Source organism: Cohnella sp. GCM10027633 (assembly GCF_042675445.1).
Taxonomy (GTDB): Bacteria; Bacillota; Bacilli; order Paenibacillales; family Paenibacillaceae; genus Cohnella.
In genome coordinates, this window is the sequence record NZ_JBHTGV010000002.1 from 374843 (window position 1) to 390658 (window position 15816).

Annotated in this window: 16 protein-coding genes; 8 read left to right on the plus strand and 8 right to left on the minus strand. The window is 59.4% G+C overall.

The window, feature by feature from the left end; translation table 11 throughout:
* Positions 1–137 precede the first annotated feature (137 nt).
* Positions 138–545, minus strand: a complete 408-nt coding sequence (locus ACFQZG_RS06200; protein WP_378150689.1) for a hypothetical protein — start codon at positions 543–545, stop codon at positions 138–140.
* 120 nt (positions 546–665) lie between these two features.
* Positions 666–1310: an S-layer homology domain-containing protein gene (locus ACFQZG_RS06205; RefSeq protein WP_378150690.1), complete on the minus strand. Its 645-nt coding sequence runs from the start codon at positions 1308–1310 to the stop codon at positions 666–668.
* 222 nt (positions 1311–1532) lie between these two features.
* Here ACFQZG_RS06205 and ACFQZG_RS06210 point away from each other — a divergent pair, with 222 nt between their 5' ends.
* Both ACFQZG_RS06210 and ACFQZG_RS06215 read left to right on the plus strand, forming a co-directional pair.
* Positions 1533–2546: an MBL fold metallo-hydrolase gene (locus ACFQZG_RS06210; RefSeq protein ID WP_445297463.1), complete on the plus strand. Its 1014-nt coding sequence runs from the start codon at positions 1533–1535 to the stop codon at positions 2544–2546.
* Positions 2543–2767, plus strand: coding sequence for a DUF3006 domain-containing protein (locus ACFQZG_RS06215; protein ID WP_378150692.1), 225 nt, complete (start codon positions 2543–2545; stop codon positions 2765–2767). Before ACFQZG_RS06210 ends, ACFQZG_RS06215 begins: the two co-directional genes overlap by 4 nt.
* Positions 2768–3117: 350 nt before the next feature.
* Here ACFQZG_RS06215 and ACFQZG_RS06220 read toward each other — a convergent pair whose 3' ends face one another.
* Genes ACFQZG_RS06220 through ACFQZG_RS06230 form a run of 3 tightly spaced genes read right to left on the minus strand, consistent with a single transcriptional unit; the run spans position 3118 to position 6727 of the window.
* Complete coding sequence (locus ACFQZG_RS06220) at positions 3118–4257, minus strand: toxic anion resistance protein (protein ID WP_378150693.1); 1140 nt, start codon at positions 4255–4257, stop codon at positions 3118–3120.
* A gap of 30 nt (positions 4258–4287) precedes the next feature.
* On the minus strand, positions 4288–5973 hold the full coding sequence (locus ACFQZG_RS06225; RefSeq protein ID WP_378150694.1) for a vWA domain-containing protein: 1686 nt from the start codon (positions 5971–5973) through the stop codon (positions 4288–4290).
* A 16-nt stretch (positions 5974–5989) separates the two neighbouring features.
* A complete protein-coding gene (locus ACFQZG_RS06230) occupies positions 5990–6727 on the minus strand; it encodes a hypothetical protein (RefSeq protein WP_378150695.1) in 738 nt (245 codons plus the stop codon).
* A gap of 217 nt (positions 6728–6944) precedes the next feature.
* On the opposite strand from ACFQZG_RS06230, the gene ACFQZG_RS06235 reads away from it, so the two are divergent.
* Entirely contained in the window at positions 6945–7541 is a 597-nt protein-coding gene (locus tag ACFQZG_RS06235) for a Uma2 family endonuclease (protein ID WP_378150696.1), read from the plus strand.
* A gap of 49 nt (positions 7542–7590) precedes the next feature.
* Here ACFQZG_RS06235 and ACFQZG_RS06240 read toward each other — a convergent pair whose 3' ends face one another.
* Complete coding sequence (locus ACFQZG_RS06240) at positions 7591–8340, minus strand: AraC family transcriptional regulator (protein ID WP_378150697.1); 750 nt, start codon at positions 8338–8340, stop codon at positions 7591–7593.
* A 178-nt stretch (positions 8341–8518) separates the two neighbouring features.
* Here ACFQZG_RS06240 and ACFQZG_RS06245 point away from each other — a divergent pair, with 178 nt between their 5' ends.
* Positions 8519–9451, plus strand: coding sequence for a nucleoside hydrolase (locus ACFQZG_RS06245; protein WP_378150698.1), 933 nt, complete (start codon positions 8519–8521; stop codon positions 9449–9451).
* An 83-nt stretch (positions 9452–9534) separates the two neighbouring features.
* Complete coding sequence (udk, locus tag ACFQZG_RS06250; RefSeq protein ID WP_378150699.1) at positions 9535–10158, plus strand: uridine kinase; 624 nt, start codon at positions 9535–9537, stop codon at positions 10156–10158.
* Positions 10159–10224: 66 nt separating this feature from the next.
* On the opposite strand, the gene ACFQZG_RS06255 is transcribed toward udk, so the two are convergent.
* Together ACFQZG_RS06255 and ACFQZG_RS06260 are read right to left on the minus strand one after the other, a co-directional pair.
* Positions 10225–10482: a hypothetical protein gene (locus ACFQZG_RS06255; protein WP_378150700.1), complete on the minus strand. Its 258-nt coding sequence runs from the start codon at positions 10480–10482 to the stop codon at positions 10225–10227.
* A 155-nt stretch (positions 10483–10637) separates the two neighbouring features.
* Positions 10638–11420, minus strand: coding sequence for a phytanoyl-CoA dioxygenase family protein (locus ACFQZG_RS06260; RefSeq protein ID WP_378150701.1), 783 nt, complete (start codon positions 11418–11420; stop codon positions 10638–10640).
* 135 nt (positions 11421–11555) lie between these two features.
* Between ACFQZG_RS06260 and ACFQZG_RS06265 the strand changes: the two genes are divergently transcribed.
* From ACFQZG_RS06265 to ACFQZG_RS06275, 3 genes are all read left to right on the plus strand, one after another.
* On the plus strand, positions 11556–12419 hold the full coding sequence (locus ACFQZG_RS06265; RefSeq protein ID WP_378150702.1) for an AraC family transcriptional regulator: 864 nt from the start codon (positions 11556–11558) through the stop codon (positions 12417–12419).
* Between the two features lie 252 nt (positions 12420–12671).
* On the plus strand, positions 12672–13220 hold the full coding sequence (locus tag ACFQZG_RS06270) for a hypothetical protein (RefSeq protein WP_378150703.1): 549 nt from the start codon (positions 12672–12674) through the stop codon (positions 13218–13220).
* A 132-nt stretch (positions 13221–13352) separates the two neighbouring features.
* Positions 13353–15611, plus strand: a complete 2259-nt coding sequence (locus ACFQZG_RS06275; protein WP_378150704.1) for an ATP-dependent helicase — start codon at positions 13353–13355, stop codon at positions 15609–15611.
* The last annotated feature ends 205 nt before the right edge of the window (positions 15612–15816 follow it).

The following is a 15816-nucleotide window of genomic DNA, read 5'->3' on the forward strand; positions in this document are numbered from 1 at the left end:
CGCCGCAGTAACGTTATGAGACAGCGCTAAATCGTCATCTGTTGAGATTCCGCCGCAGTAACGTTATAAGACAGCGCAATAACAAAACCTCCCGCGAAGCAGGCGACGGAACGCCGGCCTCGCGGGAGGTTTCTCCGTTATTTCGGCTTGAACATGTTCATCAGCGGCATGATCTGCTTGACCACGCCCATGCCCATTTGCAAGATGGGCCATGCTTGCTTCATGAAGCCCATGATGCCGCCGAGTCCGCCGAGGCCGCTGAGGAAGCCGCCGCCTGCCGCACCTGCAGCCGCGCCGGCTCCGGCGCCTGCGGCCCCTCCGCCGAGCATGGAGAACAAGCCGGATACTTGGGCTTTGCCTTTGGAGCGGGAGCGGACCGGCGGCCGGTACCGGCCTTCGCCTTTCTTGCCGGCGAGCAACAACTGGCCGTTCCGCATGCCCTTGATCGTTCCGATATAGTAGCTGCCGTCGTTCAGCACGACGCAAACGGGTTGGCCGGCCAAGCGCCTGGCCTGTTCGATCTTCCGATTCATCTGCTCGTTCATGGCGTGCTCCTTTGAATTGAGTGAGGTGCTATAGTGTATGCTCGGAAGCACGCCGTCGGCTTGTACGGTTGCCCGGACAAAGAGCTTTGTCTAGGAGCGGAGAGCACGGTCGACTTACCGTCAGTGGGCCAGTTCCCGCAGCAGATAATCGGCGTCCGCCCTTCGCGCGGCGTCAACCATGACGATGGCGCTCGCTCGCGACAGCGGCGAAGCCGGACGGAACGTGCCGTCGGGGAAGCCTCTTACGATGCCGTACGCGGCGAGTACGGCGACGGCGCCTCGGCTCGCATCATCTACGTCGGCTGCGTCGGCGAAGCCGAACAAGTCGTCCCGCGACGGATCCAGGCCGAGGACGTTCGCGAGCCATTGCGCCGCTTCCTGCCTAGACGCTGCTTGTCCGGGTTTGAATTCACCGTCCGCGTATCCCGCGGCATATCCTGCGCGTACCCCCTTCGCGACTTCGTCGTACTCCCATTTCTCCGTTCTTACATCCGGGTACGACAGTGCTTCCGCCTTCTCGGTTAACCCGAACGCACGGTTGATCAGCGTCGCCAATTCCGCTCGCGTGACAGGCTCGTCCGCCTGAATGGTCCCGTCGGCGTAACCTTGCAGCCACCCGCGGTCCAGCCATTCCTTCAACGTGGCGGCGGCCCAAGAGCGGCTCGCTTCCTCGTATGCGCGCTGCGGCGCGGCGAAGCCGGTCAACGCGAGAGCCGCGATGCCGCAGACGAGCAACAAACCTACTCGCCGTGCCAGTCTTCCCATTGGCATCAACTCCTCGCGATACATAATGAATCACTCGCTACCCATTGTACCGAATGCTTAGCGCGGGTGTTGTCGAACGAGCGGCCGGCGAAAAAGCGGTTCGCGCCGAATCATTTTGACGAACCCGTCCGTTAGGAAGTACTCTCTCGAACTCCCGTGCTATACTGATGATGGTCAGACATCATAGGGGGCGAATACGTGAAGAAGCACTTCACCGCATTCATCGTAACGATCGTATTGGCATCAAGCGCATTCGGCGCATTCCGCGTCCAACAAGCGGACGCCCATCCGGGCAGGACGGACGCGAAAGGCGGTCATACTTGCCGTACCAATTGCGCGAAGTGGGGATTGAAGGACGGAGAGTATCACTATCACCATGCAGACGGAACGCCGTCCAAGACGCCGCCGAAGACGGGCGCCGCAACGCAGGAGCCAAGCACCGCGTTGAAGGCCGATAAGCTCAAGGCGCCCTCCAAGGGCAAGCTGTCCGTCTACTTCTTGAACGTCGGGCAAGGCGACGCGACGTATATTCATACGGCGAACGGAGACGACATTCTGATCGACGGAGGCAAGAACGAAGCCGGAACCGTCGTCGTCGATTACTTGAAGCAGCTCGGCGTGAAGGACATCGAGGTCATGGTCTCGACGCATCCGGACGAGGATCACGTCGGGGGACTGGACACGGTGCTGAAGCAGTTCGCCGTGAAGAGCGTATATGCGCCGAAGGTCGCTCATACGACGCAGACGTACAAGGACTTCCTCCTCGCCGTGAAGAGCGAAGGGTTAACAATCAAGGAAGCGAAGGCGGGCGTCTCCATCCCTCTCCAAGGCGTAACCGCCAAGTTCGCGGGTCCCGGGAAGGCGTACGGGGACGATCTGAACGATTGGAGCGCCGTTCTGCGCTTGGTCTACGGGACAACGTCGTTCCTGTTCACGGGAGACGCGGAAGCGCAAGCCGAGACGGACATGATCGCCGCGAAGGAGACGCTGAAGGCGGACGTGCTGAAGGTCGGCCATCACGGCTCGGATACGTCGACGACCGCCGCGTTCCTGAAAGCCGTCGCGCCGAAGTATGCGGTCATCAGCGCCGGGGCAGACAATAGCTACGGACATCCGAAGAAGACGATTATCGACCGGTTGACCGGCGCGAAGGCGACGGTGTACCGGACGGATATGAAAGGCACGGTGACGGCCGTATCGGACGGGACGAAACTGACATTCGGAACGGTAAAATGATAGAACGAGGCATCATCGATCGGTTCGAGGGAGACATCGCGGTCATCGAGTTCAGCGGAGGCACGCGGATCCGGGAGTATCGGCGAGAGGCGTTGCCGGCTGATGCAGTCGCGGGTGACGCGGTCATCTTGAGCGATGACGGCAAGCTGTCCCTTGATCCGGAGACGACGGCTGCCCGGAAGCGGGACATTCAAGACCTGATGGATGAGCTGTTCGAATAGCACGCGAAGTAGACTACGATTCGGCCGCAAGCCGTTTCGTAGTCTTTGTCGATTGTCCTAGTAGTACCATGATTCGCGCTGCCAATGTACGCGGTAATTCAGTCCTATTTTCGGATGGGGGTCATCCGTTTCGCAATGTATTCGGTATTTCAGTCCTATTTCGGAGTTTCGGCCACCGGACGCGTAATAAACGTGATTTTTCAACTATTTTCCCCGAAACCGGCCATTCAGTGCGCTATATATTCGATTTTTCAAACACAATTTCGAAATCGCTCCTCTACCGCATACGCATCCTATCAGCACCCGCACCGGCATCCGCCCACCACATCCGCCGATGCCACCACGTCCCCTCACAACCCCAGCTTCTGCCCGCGCTCCAGCCGCTGGATCTGCAGCTCCCCGGCGTTCGCCAGCTCCCGGAACTGGCCGATTGTCTCGCGCATGCGCGGCAACGCTTCCTGCTTGTAGGTGCTGATCGAATCGAGCGCGGACAGCACGTCGGTGAACGCCTGCTTGAGCGTCTCCACGGAAATGCTCGATTCCAGCGATTGCTTGTGAATCGCAGCGCCTTGCTCCTTCAGCATTCTCGACGTGCCGCTGATGAGCGCGTCGGTCGTCTGGTTCAGCAGCTCGATTTTCTTCAGGACGATCCGCTGGTTATACAGCGCGCTGGCTACGGTTACCGAGATTTTCAAGGCGGACACCGTCACGTTGCGGGCGCGGTCGACGCCGCGGATCAGCTCCTTGTTGTTGCGCATGACGACCTCGATCGCCATAATGCCTTGCTGGTTGACGACGAGCATCTGCTGCAGATCCATCACGCGCTGGCGCAGCGGGAACAGCACCTCCTCGGTGATGAACCGGATCTTATCCTCCGACTCGCCGCGCGCCTTCGCCGCATCGATCTGCATCTCGATCTCCGTATCCATGAGCGTGCCGAGCTGGATCTCCTTCTGCAGCTTCTTCGTCAGTTCCCGCAGCGTCTGCTGCTCGAACAGGAGCGTCGTATTGTCGTTCTTGAGCACGATCTTGCCCTTGTCGAGCGAGACGATGATGTCGGAGATGACCGAGTCGGCCTTCTGATACTTGGCGAAATAAGCGCGGAGCGGGTTGAAAAACTTGCCGAGGATGCCGGTCTTCGCGAAGTCGACGGCGCTCGGGTCAAGGTCCTTCAGCTGGTGCTGCAGCGCGGTCAGCCCTCTGGCCACTTGGCCGCCTTCGTCGCCCGTCTTGGATAACGTGCCGACGGACACCCGCAAGAGGGCGTTCTTCTCGGAGGACGACTTCATCGAGTTCATGCCGAAGCTGTCGATCGACTGAAGGATGCTTTGACGCTTCTCCGCCGATTCAAGGTCGAGCGCCAGGATCGAAGAGACGTTGTTCTTGGCCAGCTCCTGCAGCTGGGCGACCTCCTCCGGCACCGGCTTCACTTGCTCCTCGATCGCGGTTTTCAGCGTCTCGGGATTAACGACTTCCATCGTGAACGACATGCGGACTCCTCCTTATTAGCAGGTACGGACTTACATTTGCACGTTGAGCAGATTGCCGATTTTGTACACGACGTCGTCGGTATCCGCATTGATGCTCGCGGCCTCGTTAATGCCGGAGATGCTCTGAAGCGCCTGAATGTTCGCGTTGTAGCCGATCGTGTAGATCGGAATCTTATAGCTCTCGATGAGCCCGCGGATATCTTCGAGCGAATGGCCCTGGTTCGTCTCTCCGTCGCTAAGCACGAAGATGAGCGGCTTCGCGCCGGGGTTCGCGGCCAACTCGTCTTGCAGCAGCTTGATCGCGACCACGATGCCGTCGAACGTCGCGGTGCCCCCGCCGGCTTGCAGATTGTCGATCGCGCCGACGAGCAGCGACTGATGGTTCGCGTCGTACTTGCCGATCGGCACGTCGATCGTGACCGTATCGGAGTAGGAGACGAAGCCGATCCGGTTGTCGCGGCCCAAGTACTTCTGCCCGTTCAACAACGACTCCTTCAGTCGCTTCAGCGGATCGCCCTCCATGCTGCCGGATACGTCGGCGACGAAGACGGCGGATATCGGCTTGTTGCCGTTCTTCTTCTCCTTCCACAGCTTCTGGGCGGAAGCGAGGAGGCTGCCGTCGACCGGCGCCAACTCCGAAGCGTAATCCTCAAGCCCGTTGAATCCCCGGTTGTTCGCCAGTTCCTGGTACTGAGCTTGCCCCGCGAAATCCGCGAACTTCTTCACGATGTCGAGCTTCTCCGGCGGAAGATCCCCGAGCGCGTATAGCGGACTGTCATGCCGGACGCCGAACGGCGTGAACACGTAGCCGTCCTTCAGGTCGTCGGCGTTCGCGTATTGCTGATACTCGAAGACGAAGGCGTCCAGCATGCCGGACTTCGCCGCCTCGCGCATCTGCAGCGTCGTCGACGCAAGGAACGGCACGTTCGCTTGGAATCGCTCGAAGCCTTGCACCGCCTGTTCCCCGAGCAGGTCGGCGCCTCCGAACGTCGTCAGCGCGGTGACGAGGAAGTTCAGCCCCGTCGAGCTGGCGAACGGATCGGTATAACCCATCGCCAGTTCGCCGGCGGCGATCGCGTCGGTAATCGTCTTCACGTTCACGGAGCCGTACTTGTCGACGAGCTCGTCGTACTTGGCCTGCGATGTCACGATGCCGGCTACGTTGCCGACGAGTCGCTTCGCGACGAGTTCGATCTTGGTGCCTTGCGCCTTGACCATCTCGCCCCACAGCTCGTTGGAGGGCGTATACGCATCCGGGACGTGCTTCCCTGAACGGATGTAATCCGCGGCCGTGCCCGACGCGATATTGCGTATCTTGACCGACACGGGCTTGCCGTCTACCTCGATGCCGGCTCCGTTGAACGCGGTCGCGACTTCGTTCAGCCAGCCGTCGTTGCCGGTTCCGGACTTCTCCGTGGAGGAGAAAATCTCGATGTAATCGGGCGTCGCGTTGTCTACCGATACCGGATACTTGTCGATGTCCGGAAGCGAATCGCCTACGGAGACGGGATCCAGGTCGATCTGTCCCTTGATCGGCGCGGCGGTCGTTACGGATATGCGCCCGTACAACTTGTCGAGCCGCTTCGCCGAATCCTCCGCCGTCGTCTCGGAATCGCTCTTGCCCCAGTCCGACGTCAGCCGGATGCCGTAATACACGAGCGCGAACGCGATCGCCGCGATGGCGACGAAGATCGCGAGCGTTCTGCCCTTCGCCATGACCAACCATCCCCCTCTATGATCTATAGAATTTCGTCTGGCGGATCAACTCGTCGATCTCGATCATGCCCGGCATCGCTTCGATCGTCTCGTAATCCGTGCTGTCCAGCCGGGACACTTCGAGCAGAAGCTTATCCAGCTTGAGCAGAATTTCTTCGTTCGCCCCCACGGCGCCGGATACGTAGGCCGTATATTGCCGGTACAGCTCGCTCCGTTCCCGAACGAGCTTGTCGGACAGGTGCGCGGGTCTTGGTTCGCCCGCGAACTTGTCGTACTCGGCGGCGTCGAACACCGTCAGCTTGTTCACGATGCCGCGGATGTTCAGGTAGAAGAGGGAATGGACGTCGCGAATGACGGAGCCGAACCGCTTGTAGCTCAGCTCGCTCGGGTCGAACCGCTGGCCGAGGACGGAGAGCAGCGCGTCGTGCTTCTTGTTCATGCGATCGATCTGCTCCAACGCCATCCCGATATCGGCCTTCAGCGCCTTCACGTGCTTATGGCGGCGAAGCGCTTCTATGTAATCGTCGCTCGTCTGCAGTTCGCGAACGGACGTCTTGTCGGGCGGACGAAGCAGCAACGCGTACGTTCCGTATAGCAGCGCGAGCACGCTCATGAAGACGAAGGTAACGCCGAAGGCGGACTCGAGCGCGTTATCGCCGCCGATGCTCACGCCGAACAATCCCGGAGACAGCACGACGATATCGAGGAGGGCGATGCCGGAGATCAGCCCGAACAGCTTCAACAACCGATTCATCCGATCTCCCCCTCTTGCTTGGCATGAAAGCCCGTTATCCATGAATATGTCGTTAACGGCTCTAACTTGTATCAATCGTCGCGCGAGATTGACAATTTCTAGCAGCTTGTACATAATAGAGTCATATGGTAATCGATCGGGGGAGCACCTCGCCAAAGCCGGACACGGGACGTGTTGCTTTGTCGGGGTGTTTTTCGCATCATGGGGAGGAAGAAACGTGAGCGGGAAAAAAGAGGACGATCGCGTCAAGGAGCAGCTCGTGACGTACGACGTATACGCGGCGATGCCGGAGGACGGGCACCGGTATGAAATCTTCGACGGGGTGCTGGAGATGATGTCGCCGGGGCCGTCGACCGTGCATCAAGGGATTGGCATGGAGTTATCGTTATTGCTGAGCCGAAGCTGTAAATCCGACTACGTCATCTTGACCGCGCCGCTGGACGTCATCTTGAGCCGCATGAACGTGCTGCAGCCGGACATCGTCATGGTTCATCGCAGCCGTATGGAGATCCTGACGATGCGCGGGATCGAGGGGGCGCCGGATCTCGTCGTCGAGGTGCTGTCGCCGGGCTCCCGCAAGCGGGACCGCGTCCGCAAGCTGCCGATCTACGCGAAGCATGGCGTGCCGGAGTATTGGATCGTCGACCCATCCGCACGGACGTTGGAGCAGTTAACGCTGGCAGGCGGCAAGTATGAGGCGAGCAACCTGTTCGAGGAAGACGACGTCGTCGCATCGGAGAAGCTATCCTGCGTGTCGTTCAAGGTCAGCGAGCTGTTCGCGGACGAGAGCATACGTAGATTGCTGGGGAACTGATCCTGCTTCATAACGAGACCGCCAGGCATAGATGCCCTGGCGGTCTTCTTCATTGCCGGCTCCGATAGCCCGCCGGCGTCTCCCCGAGCTCTCGCTTGAACAGAGTGCTGAATTGCGCGGCGGTCGCGAAGCCGCATCGCCGCGCGACCGCCGATGCCGGCAAGTCGGTCTGCGCGAGCAGCATGCGAGCTTGGTCCAGTCGCTTGCTTAGCATGTACTTCATCGGAGACTGGCCGTACCGCAGCTTGAATAGATGCCTGAACCGATGGTAGCTATAGCCGGACATCGCGGCGAGCCGCTCCAGCCCGATATTCTCGTTATAGTGCTCGTCGATATAATTGCGCGCGAACCGGATATGTTCTTCCGGCTGCTCCGGCACCGGGCGGCTGTTCCTGCGGCAATGCCCGATCAGGATCTCGCCCATGCTCAGATCGAGCTTCATCCCATAATAATCGGGCTTATCGGTCATCTCCACTCGCATCGAGAGCAGCAGCCGTTCCATCGTTCGCTCCTCGTCGTCGTAGAATATGCCCTCGTCCGGCTGCGGCAGCCGCGAGTCCTGAATCCGAAATCCGGCGCACAGCACTTCGGTGGCTTCGATCCGGGTTTCGTCGTGAACGGTTTCCGGACGAATGATCGCGTACGCATGCGGGGCGTATCGATACTCGGCTCTGCCGATCCGGGTCGTGCCATGGCCTTGACGGTAATAGACGATTTCGTAACAGCGATGCCGGTGCATGGAAACGTAGCTATTCGCGGCATGCAGGGCTTGGAAGATGAAGTCCGTGCGGGCGATCATCGCGAGGTACCTCCGAAGCGTTCGAGTAGGTTGCATCATGTAGCCAGATCATGAAATAACATAGCCAGATCGTTAAACCGATATATTCGCCGTTCGCTTAAGATATTCCTATGTACTGCCGCTAATCGTGCATGTCGAGAAAATTCAAATCGTATAACCGACGGAGGTTCAACCAACCATGGAATATCCGAAGCTTACCGAACAATGGCGCATCGAACGGCTGACGCCGCCGAGCGGTCCCTTGCGCATGGTGCTGGACACGGACACATTCAACGAGATCGACGATCAATTCGCGTTGGCTTACGCGATCCTGTCGCCGGAGCGCGTGACGCTGGATGCCGTATACGCCGCTCCTTTCTTCAACGATCTATCGACCGGCCCCAAGGACGGCATGGAGAAGAGCCACCAAGAGATCCTCCGCATCTACGAACGATTCGGTCTTCGTTCGGAAGGCGTCGTCTTCGCGGGCTCCGAAAGCTACTTGCCGGACGCGAAGACGCCGGTCGACAGCCCGGCCGCGCGCGACCTCGTCGCCAAGGCGCTGGCGATGCCGGACGACGAGCCCCTCTACGTCGCGGCGATCGGGGCGATCACGAACGTCGCGTCCGCGATCCTGCTGGAGCCTTCCATCGTCCGGAAGATCGTCGTCGTCTGGTTGGGCGGACATCAGCTGAGCTGGCGGGATACGAACGAGTTCAACCTGCAGCAGGACCTGCACGCGACGCGGGTCGTGCTGGACAGCGGCGTGCCGTTCGTCCTCATCCCGTGCATGGGCGTCGCTTCGCATCTGATTACGACGCTACCGGAGATCGAGCACTACGTGCGGGGCAAAGGGGAGATCGGGGACTTCCTGGCCGAACGTTACGAAGAATGCAGCGGCGACCATTTCGGTTATTCGCGCGTCATCTGGGACTTGTCCGCCATCGCCTACCTCGTGAATCCATCTTTCGTTCACACCGATCTTATGCATAGTCCGCTGTTGTCGGAGCAGAAGACGTGGAGCTTCCACCCGGGTCGTCATTTCATCCGCAACGCCTATATGTTGGACCGGGATGCCATCTTCCGCGATCTGTTCCGCAAGCTGGACGAACACGCGAAGGGCGAGCGGTAAGCCGCTCGTTTGAATTGACCTTCCGCTATGCTACAATACGGGAATTGAGTCTGTAGCAGACGAGGGAGGCGCACGGTCAGGACATGCTTATTATCGGAATCGCGGGGGGCACCGGATCCGGCAAAACAACGGTAGCCCGTTCCGTCATCGAACGCCTCGGAGCGGACAAGGTGACGTTCATTTCGCAGGACAATTACTATAAAGACCATCCGCACCTCTCGATGGAGGAGCGCGAGAAGATCAACTACGATCACCCGCTCGTCTTCGACAACGACCTCATGATCGAGCATTTGAAGATGCTGAAGGAAGGGCGTGCCGCGCAAGCGCCCGTGTACGATTTTCCGACCCATTCGCGCTTCAAGGACAAGACGGTCGAGCTGCGCGCCTGCAACATCGTCATCATTGAAGGGTTGCACGTGCTGTCCGACGAGAATCTGCGCGCGATGCTCGACATCAAAGTGTTCGTCGACACCGATCCCGACGTGCGCATCCTGCGTAGGGTACTGCGGGACATCGAAGAGCGCGGTCGTTCGATTCAATCGATTCACGACCAGTACTTGAAGACGGTGAAGCCGATGCACGAAGCGTTCATCGAGCCGTCCAAGAAATATGCCGACCTCATCATACCCGAAGGCGGGCAGAACGAAGTCGGCATCCAAGTGCTCTCTATATTGACGGAGAAGTATTTGCAAGCGAAGCGAGACTAGCCTGGCGGGGTCGCGGCGCTTCCCGTGTGCTCGATCCGGCCGAAGCCGATCGCGGTTATTCTTTCGTTAAGCTCTGCCCGTGTGAGGCGGGTAGTGGACCGCCGAGCCGATGATGACGACTACGCTGCCCAAGGCGAAGTACAACCTGACTTGCCTGTCGTAATCGCCGTCGTCCGAAATCGAATAGATCGTGATCTTGGCATCGTCCGCCGTAGCGGTATAGACGACTTGAGTGGCGTTCACCGTACGCGTCCAGAACTCGTCGAATTCGTTCACCTCGCGGCTCAGATCGGATACCGTATACTCGTTCTCGAATCTTGCCATGCTTCATCACCTCCTACATGTACAAGCTATTCGAGTGCGAGAGATTCGGTATGTGCCATTATCGCAGAAGAATCGCGGATATTGATATGTTGCTAGACTTCGCGAAGTCCGGAACGAACGCTTCGTTCGTTTCGGGCTTTTTTTCTATCGGCATGCTATTCTAGAATTTGGTATTTGGGAGCCGCTCTTGCGAAATCGGGATTTTCCCCGCATACCATCAGTCCCATGCCCCAATCGATATGAACGTTCTTCGTCGGAACATCGCTCGCGTCGCGGTATTGGAAGAGCACGTTGCGCCGCGTTCTCTCGCTCCGGTTGCTCTCCGAGCCGTGAATCGTCATGTAGTTGAAGAAGAGCACGTCTCCCGCGTCGGCCGGACAGGGCGTACCGTCCGTAATCGGATATTGCTTGTGATTCAAGTAATGGGATCCGACGTGCGGGAGGTCGCCGCCGAGGTGGGAGCCGGGGATTACCCGAAGACAGCCGTTCCGCTCGTCCGCGTAGTCGAGATGGACGCTCGCGGCCAACATCGTATCGTTCAAGTGTGGAAAATAAGGCTTATCCTGGTGCATCGGGAACGCGGCTCCGACTTCCGGCGGTTTCACGAGCATTTTCGAGTGATGCAACTGCACGTTGGGACCGATAATCCGCGACAACACGGCAACCATGTTCGGATGCGTCGCAGCGCGCGTGAATGACGCGTCATGATAATGCACGTCATGGAAGCCTTTCAACACGAGCTTCTTCATTTCTTCGGGAGGCATGAAGTCTCCTTGCCAAGCGTCATTGCGATCGGCCTTCGCGGCCGCGGCGCGCTTAATGATTTTGTCGACCGCTTCGCGCATCCGTTCCACTTCTTCGGGGCCGAACACCCCTTTAACCAACAGGTAGCCTTGCTCTTTGTAGAAATCCACGTCTTTCTCCGAAATCGCAATCATCGTTACCGGCCTCCATCGTCATATTGTGTCGTTCCTTCTCTAGCTAGGATGATAGCAAGAAGGAGTAGATGTCGTCTTTGGCTCGGGAAGACGCGTTGTTGTACAAAACGGACATCGGTTCAGGAGGCGAACGCCGTGCATGCCATTCAGGAAAGCCATTCCCGGCTGAACGAATACGCCGTTGCGATCGATTCCGATCGCGCTGCGTTCAAAATCCATTACTGGGGCGCGGTCGCCAAGCTTCCGACGAACCCGGTGCACCGGCATTCCTTCTTCGAGATTTGCTACGTGATGGGGGGCGAGGGGGAATACATGGACGACGGCAACCTGTACCCTCTGGCTCCGGGAGATCACTTCTGTTCCCGGCCGGGCGTCACCCATCAAATCCGAACGGACGAAGGCTTGTTCCTGCTGTACGTCGCCTTCGAACTTGATCTTTCGCGAACGGTGCCGGAGGCGATAAGCCAGTTCGACGAAATGTCCGTTCACGGCGTCCCCTGGGTTCGCGAACCGGTACCGGGTCCGACCGCCTTGCTGTGGCAGTCGCTGCTGCTGCATGATTCGCCGGGCGGAGCGCTGCAGGAACCGTCGCTGCAGCTTGCGATCTGCGCCTTGCTCCACTCGTTCCCCGCGCTGTTCGGCCCGGCCTCGAGCAATCGCGCCGCCGGACGCCGGGCGTCGAGTCTGCTCCGGCAAGCGAAGCTGTTCATCGGCGACAATATCGCCAGCCCGCTTACGCTGTCCGCAGTCGCCGGCTATTTGAACGTGTCCGAGCGCCACTTGTCCCGCTTGTTCAACGACGGGATCAAGGAGAGCTTCACGCAGTACGTCCGAGCGGAGCGGGTGCGGCAGGCCGCAAAATGGCTCGCGACGAGCGAGCTTCCGATTAAGGAAATCGCCGAGAAGGTCGGATTCGGTTCGGTGCATTATTTCACGCGCTCGTTCGCGAGGGAGAAGCAGATGCCCCCGGGCCAATATCGAAGCCGTTATCGGGAGTGAAGGCGTCCTGAATAAAATTTAACAAAACTCTCGATCAAGCCTCGGAACGAAGCTCGGAACGGCGGAAGATGAACGCGGCGTTAACGGAATGTTCGGCGAAAATCAGTATCGTAAACCGCGCGTTAGACGGATGTAAAATCGCTGCTTCGGTCGCCCGAATCCCGCTCCCCTAGCGGCGGGAGAGCGATTTACAGGTACGGCGGGGCTTCGCTATAGTGGAGGTAATCGCACTCTACTTAGGAGGTACGCCAGATGTCCAAGACGTATACGAACGCGGTTCGCGCCGCGATATTAATAGCGATGATGGCGACGATCGCCGTCTTCCCTCTGCTGCGCACCGGTTACGCGCATGCCTCGAACGCGAGCTCCACGGTGCTGGAGCTATCCGATTCTCGCACGATGCTGACCTTCTCGATCGACGAGAAGTCCGCGATCGAGCTGAGCGGCGGCGATCTCGATCTGAACGGCACGATGGACGATTACGAGTTCGACGCCATTCGCGAGCTGTTCGAAGCGCTGTTGCTCGACCAGCTCGCGCTGTCGGTAGACGGCGAGCGTGCGCAGCGGGTCAGAACGGCAAGCTTCGGTATCGTTCGCGAAGAAGGGACGGCGCGAGCCGTTCTGCAAGCCGAGTTCCCGCCGGCCGGCGCAGGATCGGACGTCGACTTCGCCGATCGGCTATACGAGGGCATCGCTTCCTCCGGTTACGCGAACGCGTTGACGGTTCGGGAAGGCTCGTCGAGCGTAGCGGCGGTGTTATCCGGAGTGCATCGTACTTGGGACAATAGGAACGAATCATAGAAACATCATGTAACGGCCCGCCCCGATCCATATCCTGGGGCGGGTTTTGCATGTCCGCCGCATGGTATACTAGCATGAACCTATCGAACGGGTGCTAGAATCGGCGACGGAATAGAAGGAGCAAGACGCAACATGCAATCCCATACGGAGGCGTTCTTCGAACGCAAAACGATAGAGCTTGGCATCGTCCTGAACGACGAGCAGCGCCGGGCGGTGCTACATACGGAGGGCCCGTTGCTGCTGCTGGCGACGCCGGGCTCGGGGAAGACGACGACGCTCATGATGCGCATCGGTTACTTGATCGAGGAGAAGGGCGTCAACCCTTCGCGCATTAAGGCGGTCACGTTCAGCCGGGCGTCGGCGGCGGAGATGAAGGATCGGTTCGCGCGGTTTTTCCCGGGCGTGCCGACCGTCGATTTTTCTACCATACATAGCTTGGCGTTCGAGGTCGTCCGGCATTATTTTCGCGGAGCGGGGAAGACGTTCGAGATGATCGAAGGAGACGGGGACCGGGAGGATGCGTCCCCCGGCGTGCCTAAGCCGCATAAGCGCATGATGCTTCGCGAGCTGTTCCGATCGATCAACGGCGACAACATGACCGACGACCAGTTGGACGAGCTGACGACCTATATTAGCTATCTTAAGAATAAAATGATTCCGGAGTCCGAATGGCCGCTCTATAAGACCGACGTGCCGGAAGCGGAGCGGATCGTGCGCGCCTACGAGGCGCTGAAGCGGGAAGACCCGGAACGCTTGCTGCTCGATTACGACGACTTGCTGACGATGTGCGAGCAGGCGTTCGAGGGGCGCCCGGCGCTGCTTCGGCGGTACCAGGAGCGTTATGACTACGTGCTGACGGACGAGAGCCAGGATACGTCGCTCGTGCAGCACCGGATCGTCGAGAAGCTCGTGCGGCCGCACGGCAATCTGTGCGTCGTGGCCGACGACGACCAGTCGATCTACGGCTGGCGCGGGGCGGAGCCCGAATATCTATTGAACTTCAAGGATGCGTACCCGAATGCGGTTACGTTGTTCATGGCGCGCAACTATCGTTCGTCCGCGGACATCGTTAACGTCGCTAACCAATTCATTAAGCGCAATAAATACCGGTACGAGAAGCACATGACGACCGACAATCCGCTGCTCGTCCCGATCGCGATCAAGAGCTTCTCGGCGTATCCGAAGCAGACGAAGTATATCGTCCAGGAAGTGCGCAAATCGGCGGATCTGGCCGAGACGGCGGTGCTCTACCGCAACAATTCGTCGTCGATCGCGCTCATGAACGCGCTCGACCGCGCGGGCGTTCCGTTCTACATGAAGGACGCGGACAACCGCTTCTTCTCGCATTGGGTCGTCTTGGACGTGCTCAATTTCATGCGCATGACGTTCACCGACCGGAGGCCCGAGCTGCTAGAGAAGATTCACACGAAGCTGAGCGGCTACGTGACGAAGCAACAGGTGGCGCAGCTAATGACGATACAGAACGGGGAATCGGTATTCGATAACCTGCTCGAGCACGTGCCATTGCAAGGCTATCAGGTCGAGCTGATCAAGCAAGCGAAGGAGACGTTCTCGGAGATGCGGGGAATGCCGCCGCAAGCGGCGATCGGCGTCATCCGGGAGCGACTCGGCTACGAGAAGGCGATCGAGAAGATGTGCGATAAGCTCGGCTTCCGTAAGGAGTATTTAATCGGAATCCTTAATACGTTGGAGGAGATCGCGGAGCCTTTGGAGACGATGGAGGCGTTCGCCGCCAGGCTGAAGGAGCTGGAGAAGGCGCTGAAGCAGGCGAAGGCGAGGCGGGGGCAGAACGCGGTTACGCTGTCCACGCTGCACAGCTCGAAGGGGCTCGAGTTCAAGCAAGTGTTCATGGTCGACCTGGTCGAGGGCGTCATCCCGGCATCCGAGGAGATCAAGACCGGAGCGGCCGGCGGCTCGAAGGGCATGGGCGGCAACATCGAAGAGGCGACCCGGCTGTTCTACGTCGGCATGACCCGCGCGAAGGAGCGGCTGGAGCTGATCACGTACCAGGAGCGGGACGGCGCGAAGGTAACGGAATCGCGGTTCGTGTCGGCGGTCAGGGATATTATGAATCCGGCGAAGGATCGCGTGTACGGCGAAGTACGCGCCGTACCCAAGGGGGGCAAGCCGAGCGCCGGCGGGACGTCCGCCGCGTTCGTCGCCGACGACATACCGCCGAACGCGATCGTCCGCCGCGCCGGCTTGTCCGTCGGCCTCGCCGTCTCCCATCGCGTATTCGGCATGGGCAAGATCGCGAAGCTGGACCGCGAGCAGTTGCGCATCCGGTTCCCGGACGGCGAACGCTCGCTGTCGATCTCGACGTGTCTCGAGCGGGGGCTGTTGGTTCCGGTCGAGGGGCTGGAGGAGTAGGGCTGGTAATGCGGCGGGCGTAGATGCAGCAGTGCGATGGAATCGTGATATCGATGTCGCCGAGCCGATTTTCGCGCAGTAACACGATAAAACCGCGCTACTGAGCGCCGCCGGGCCGAAACTTGGGCTGTAACACGGTAAAAACCGCGCTACTGAGCTCCGCCGGGCCGAAACTTGGGCTGTAACACGGTAAAACCGCGCTACT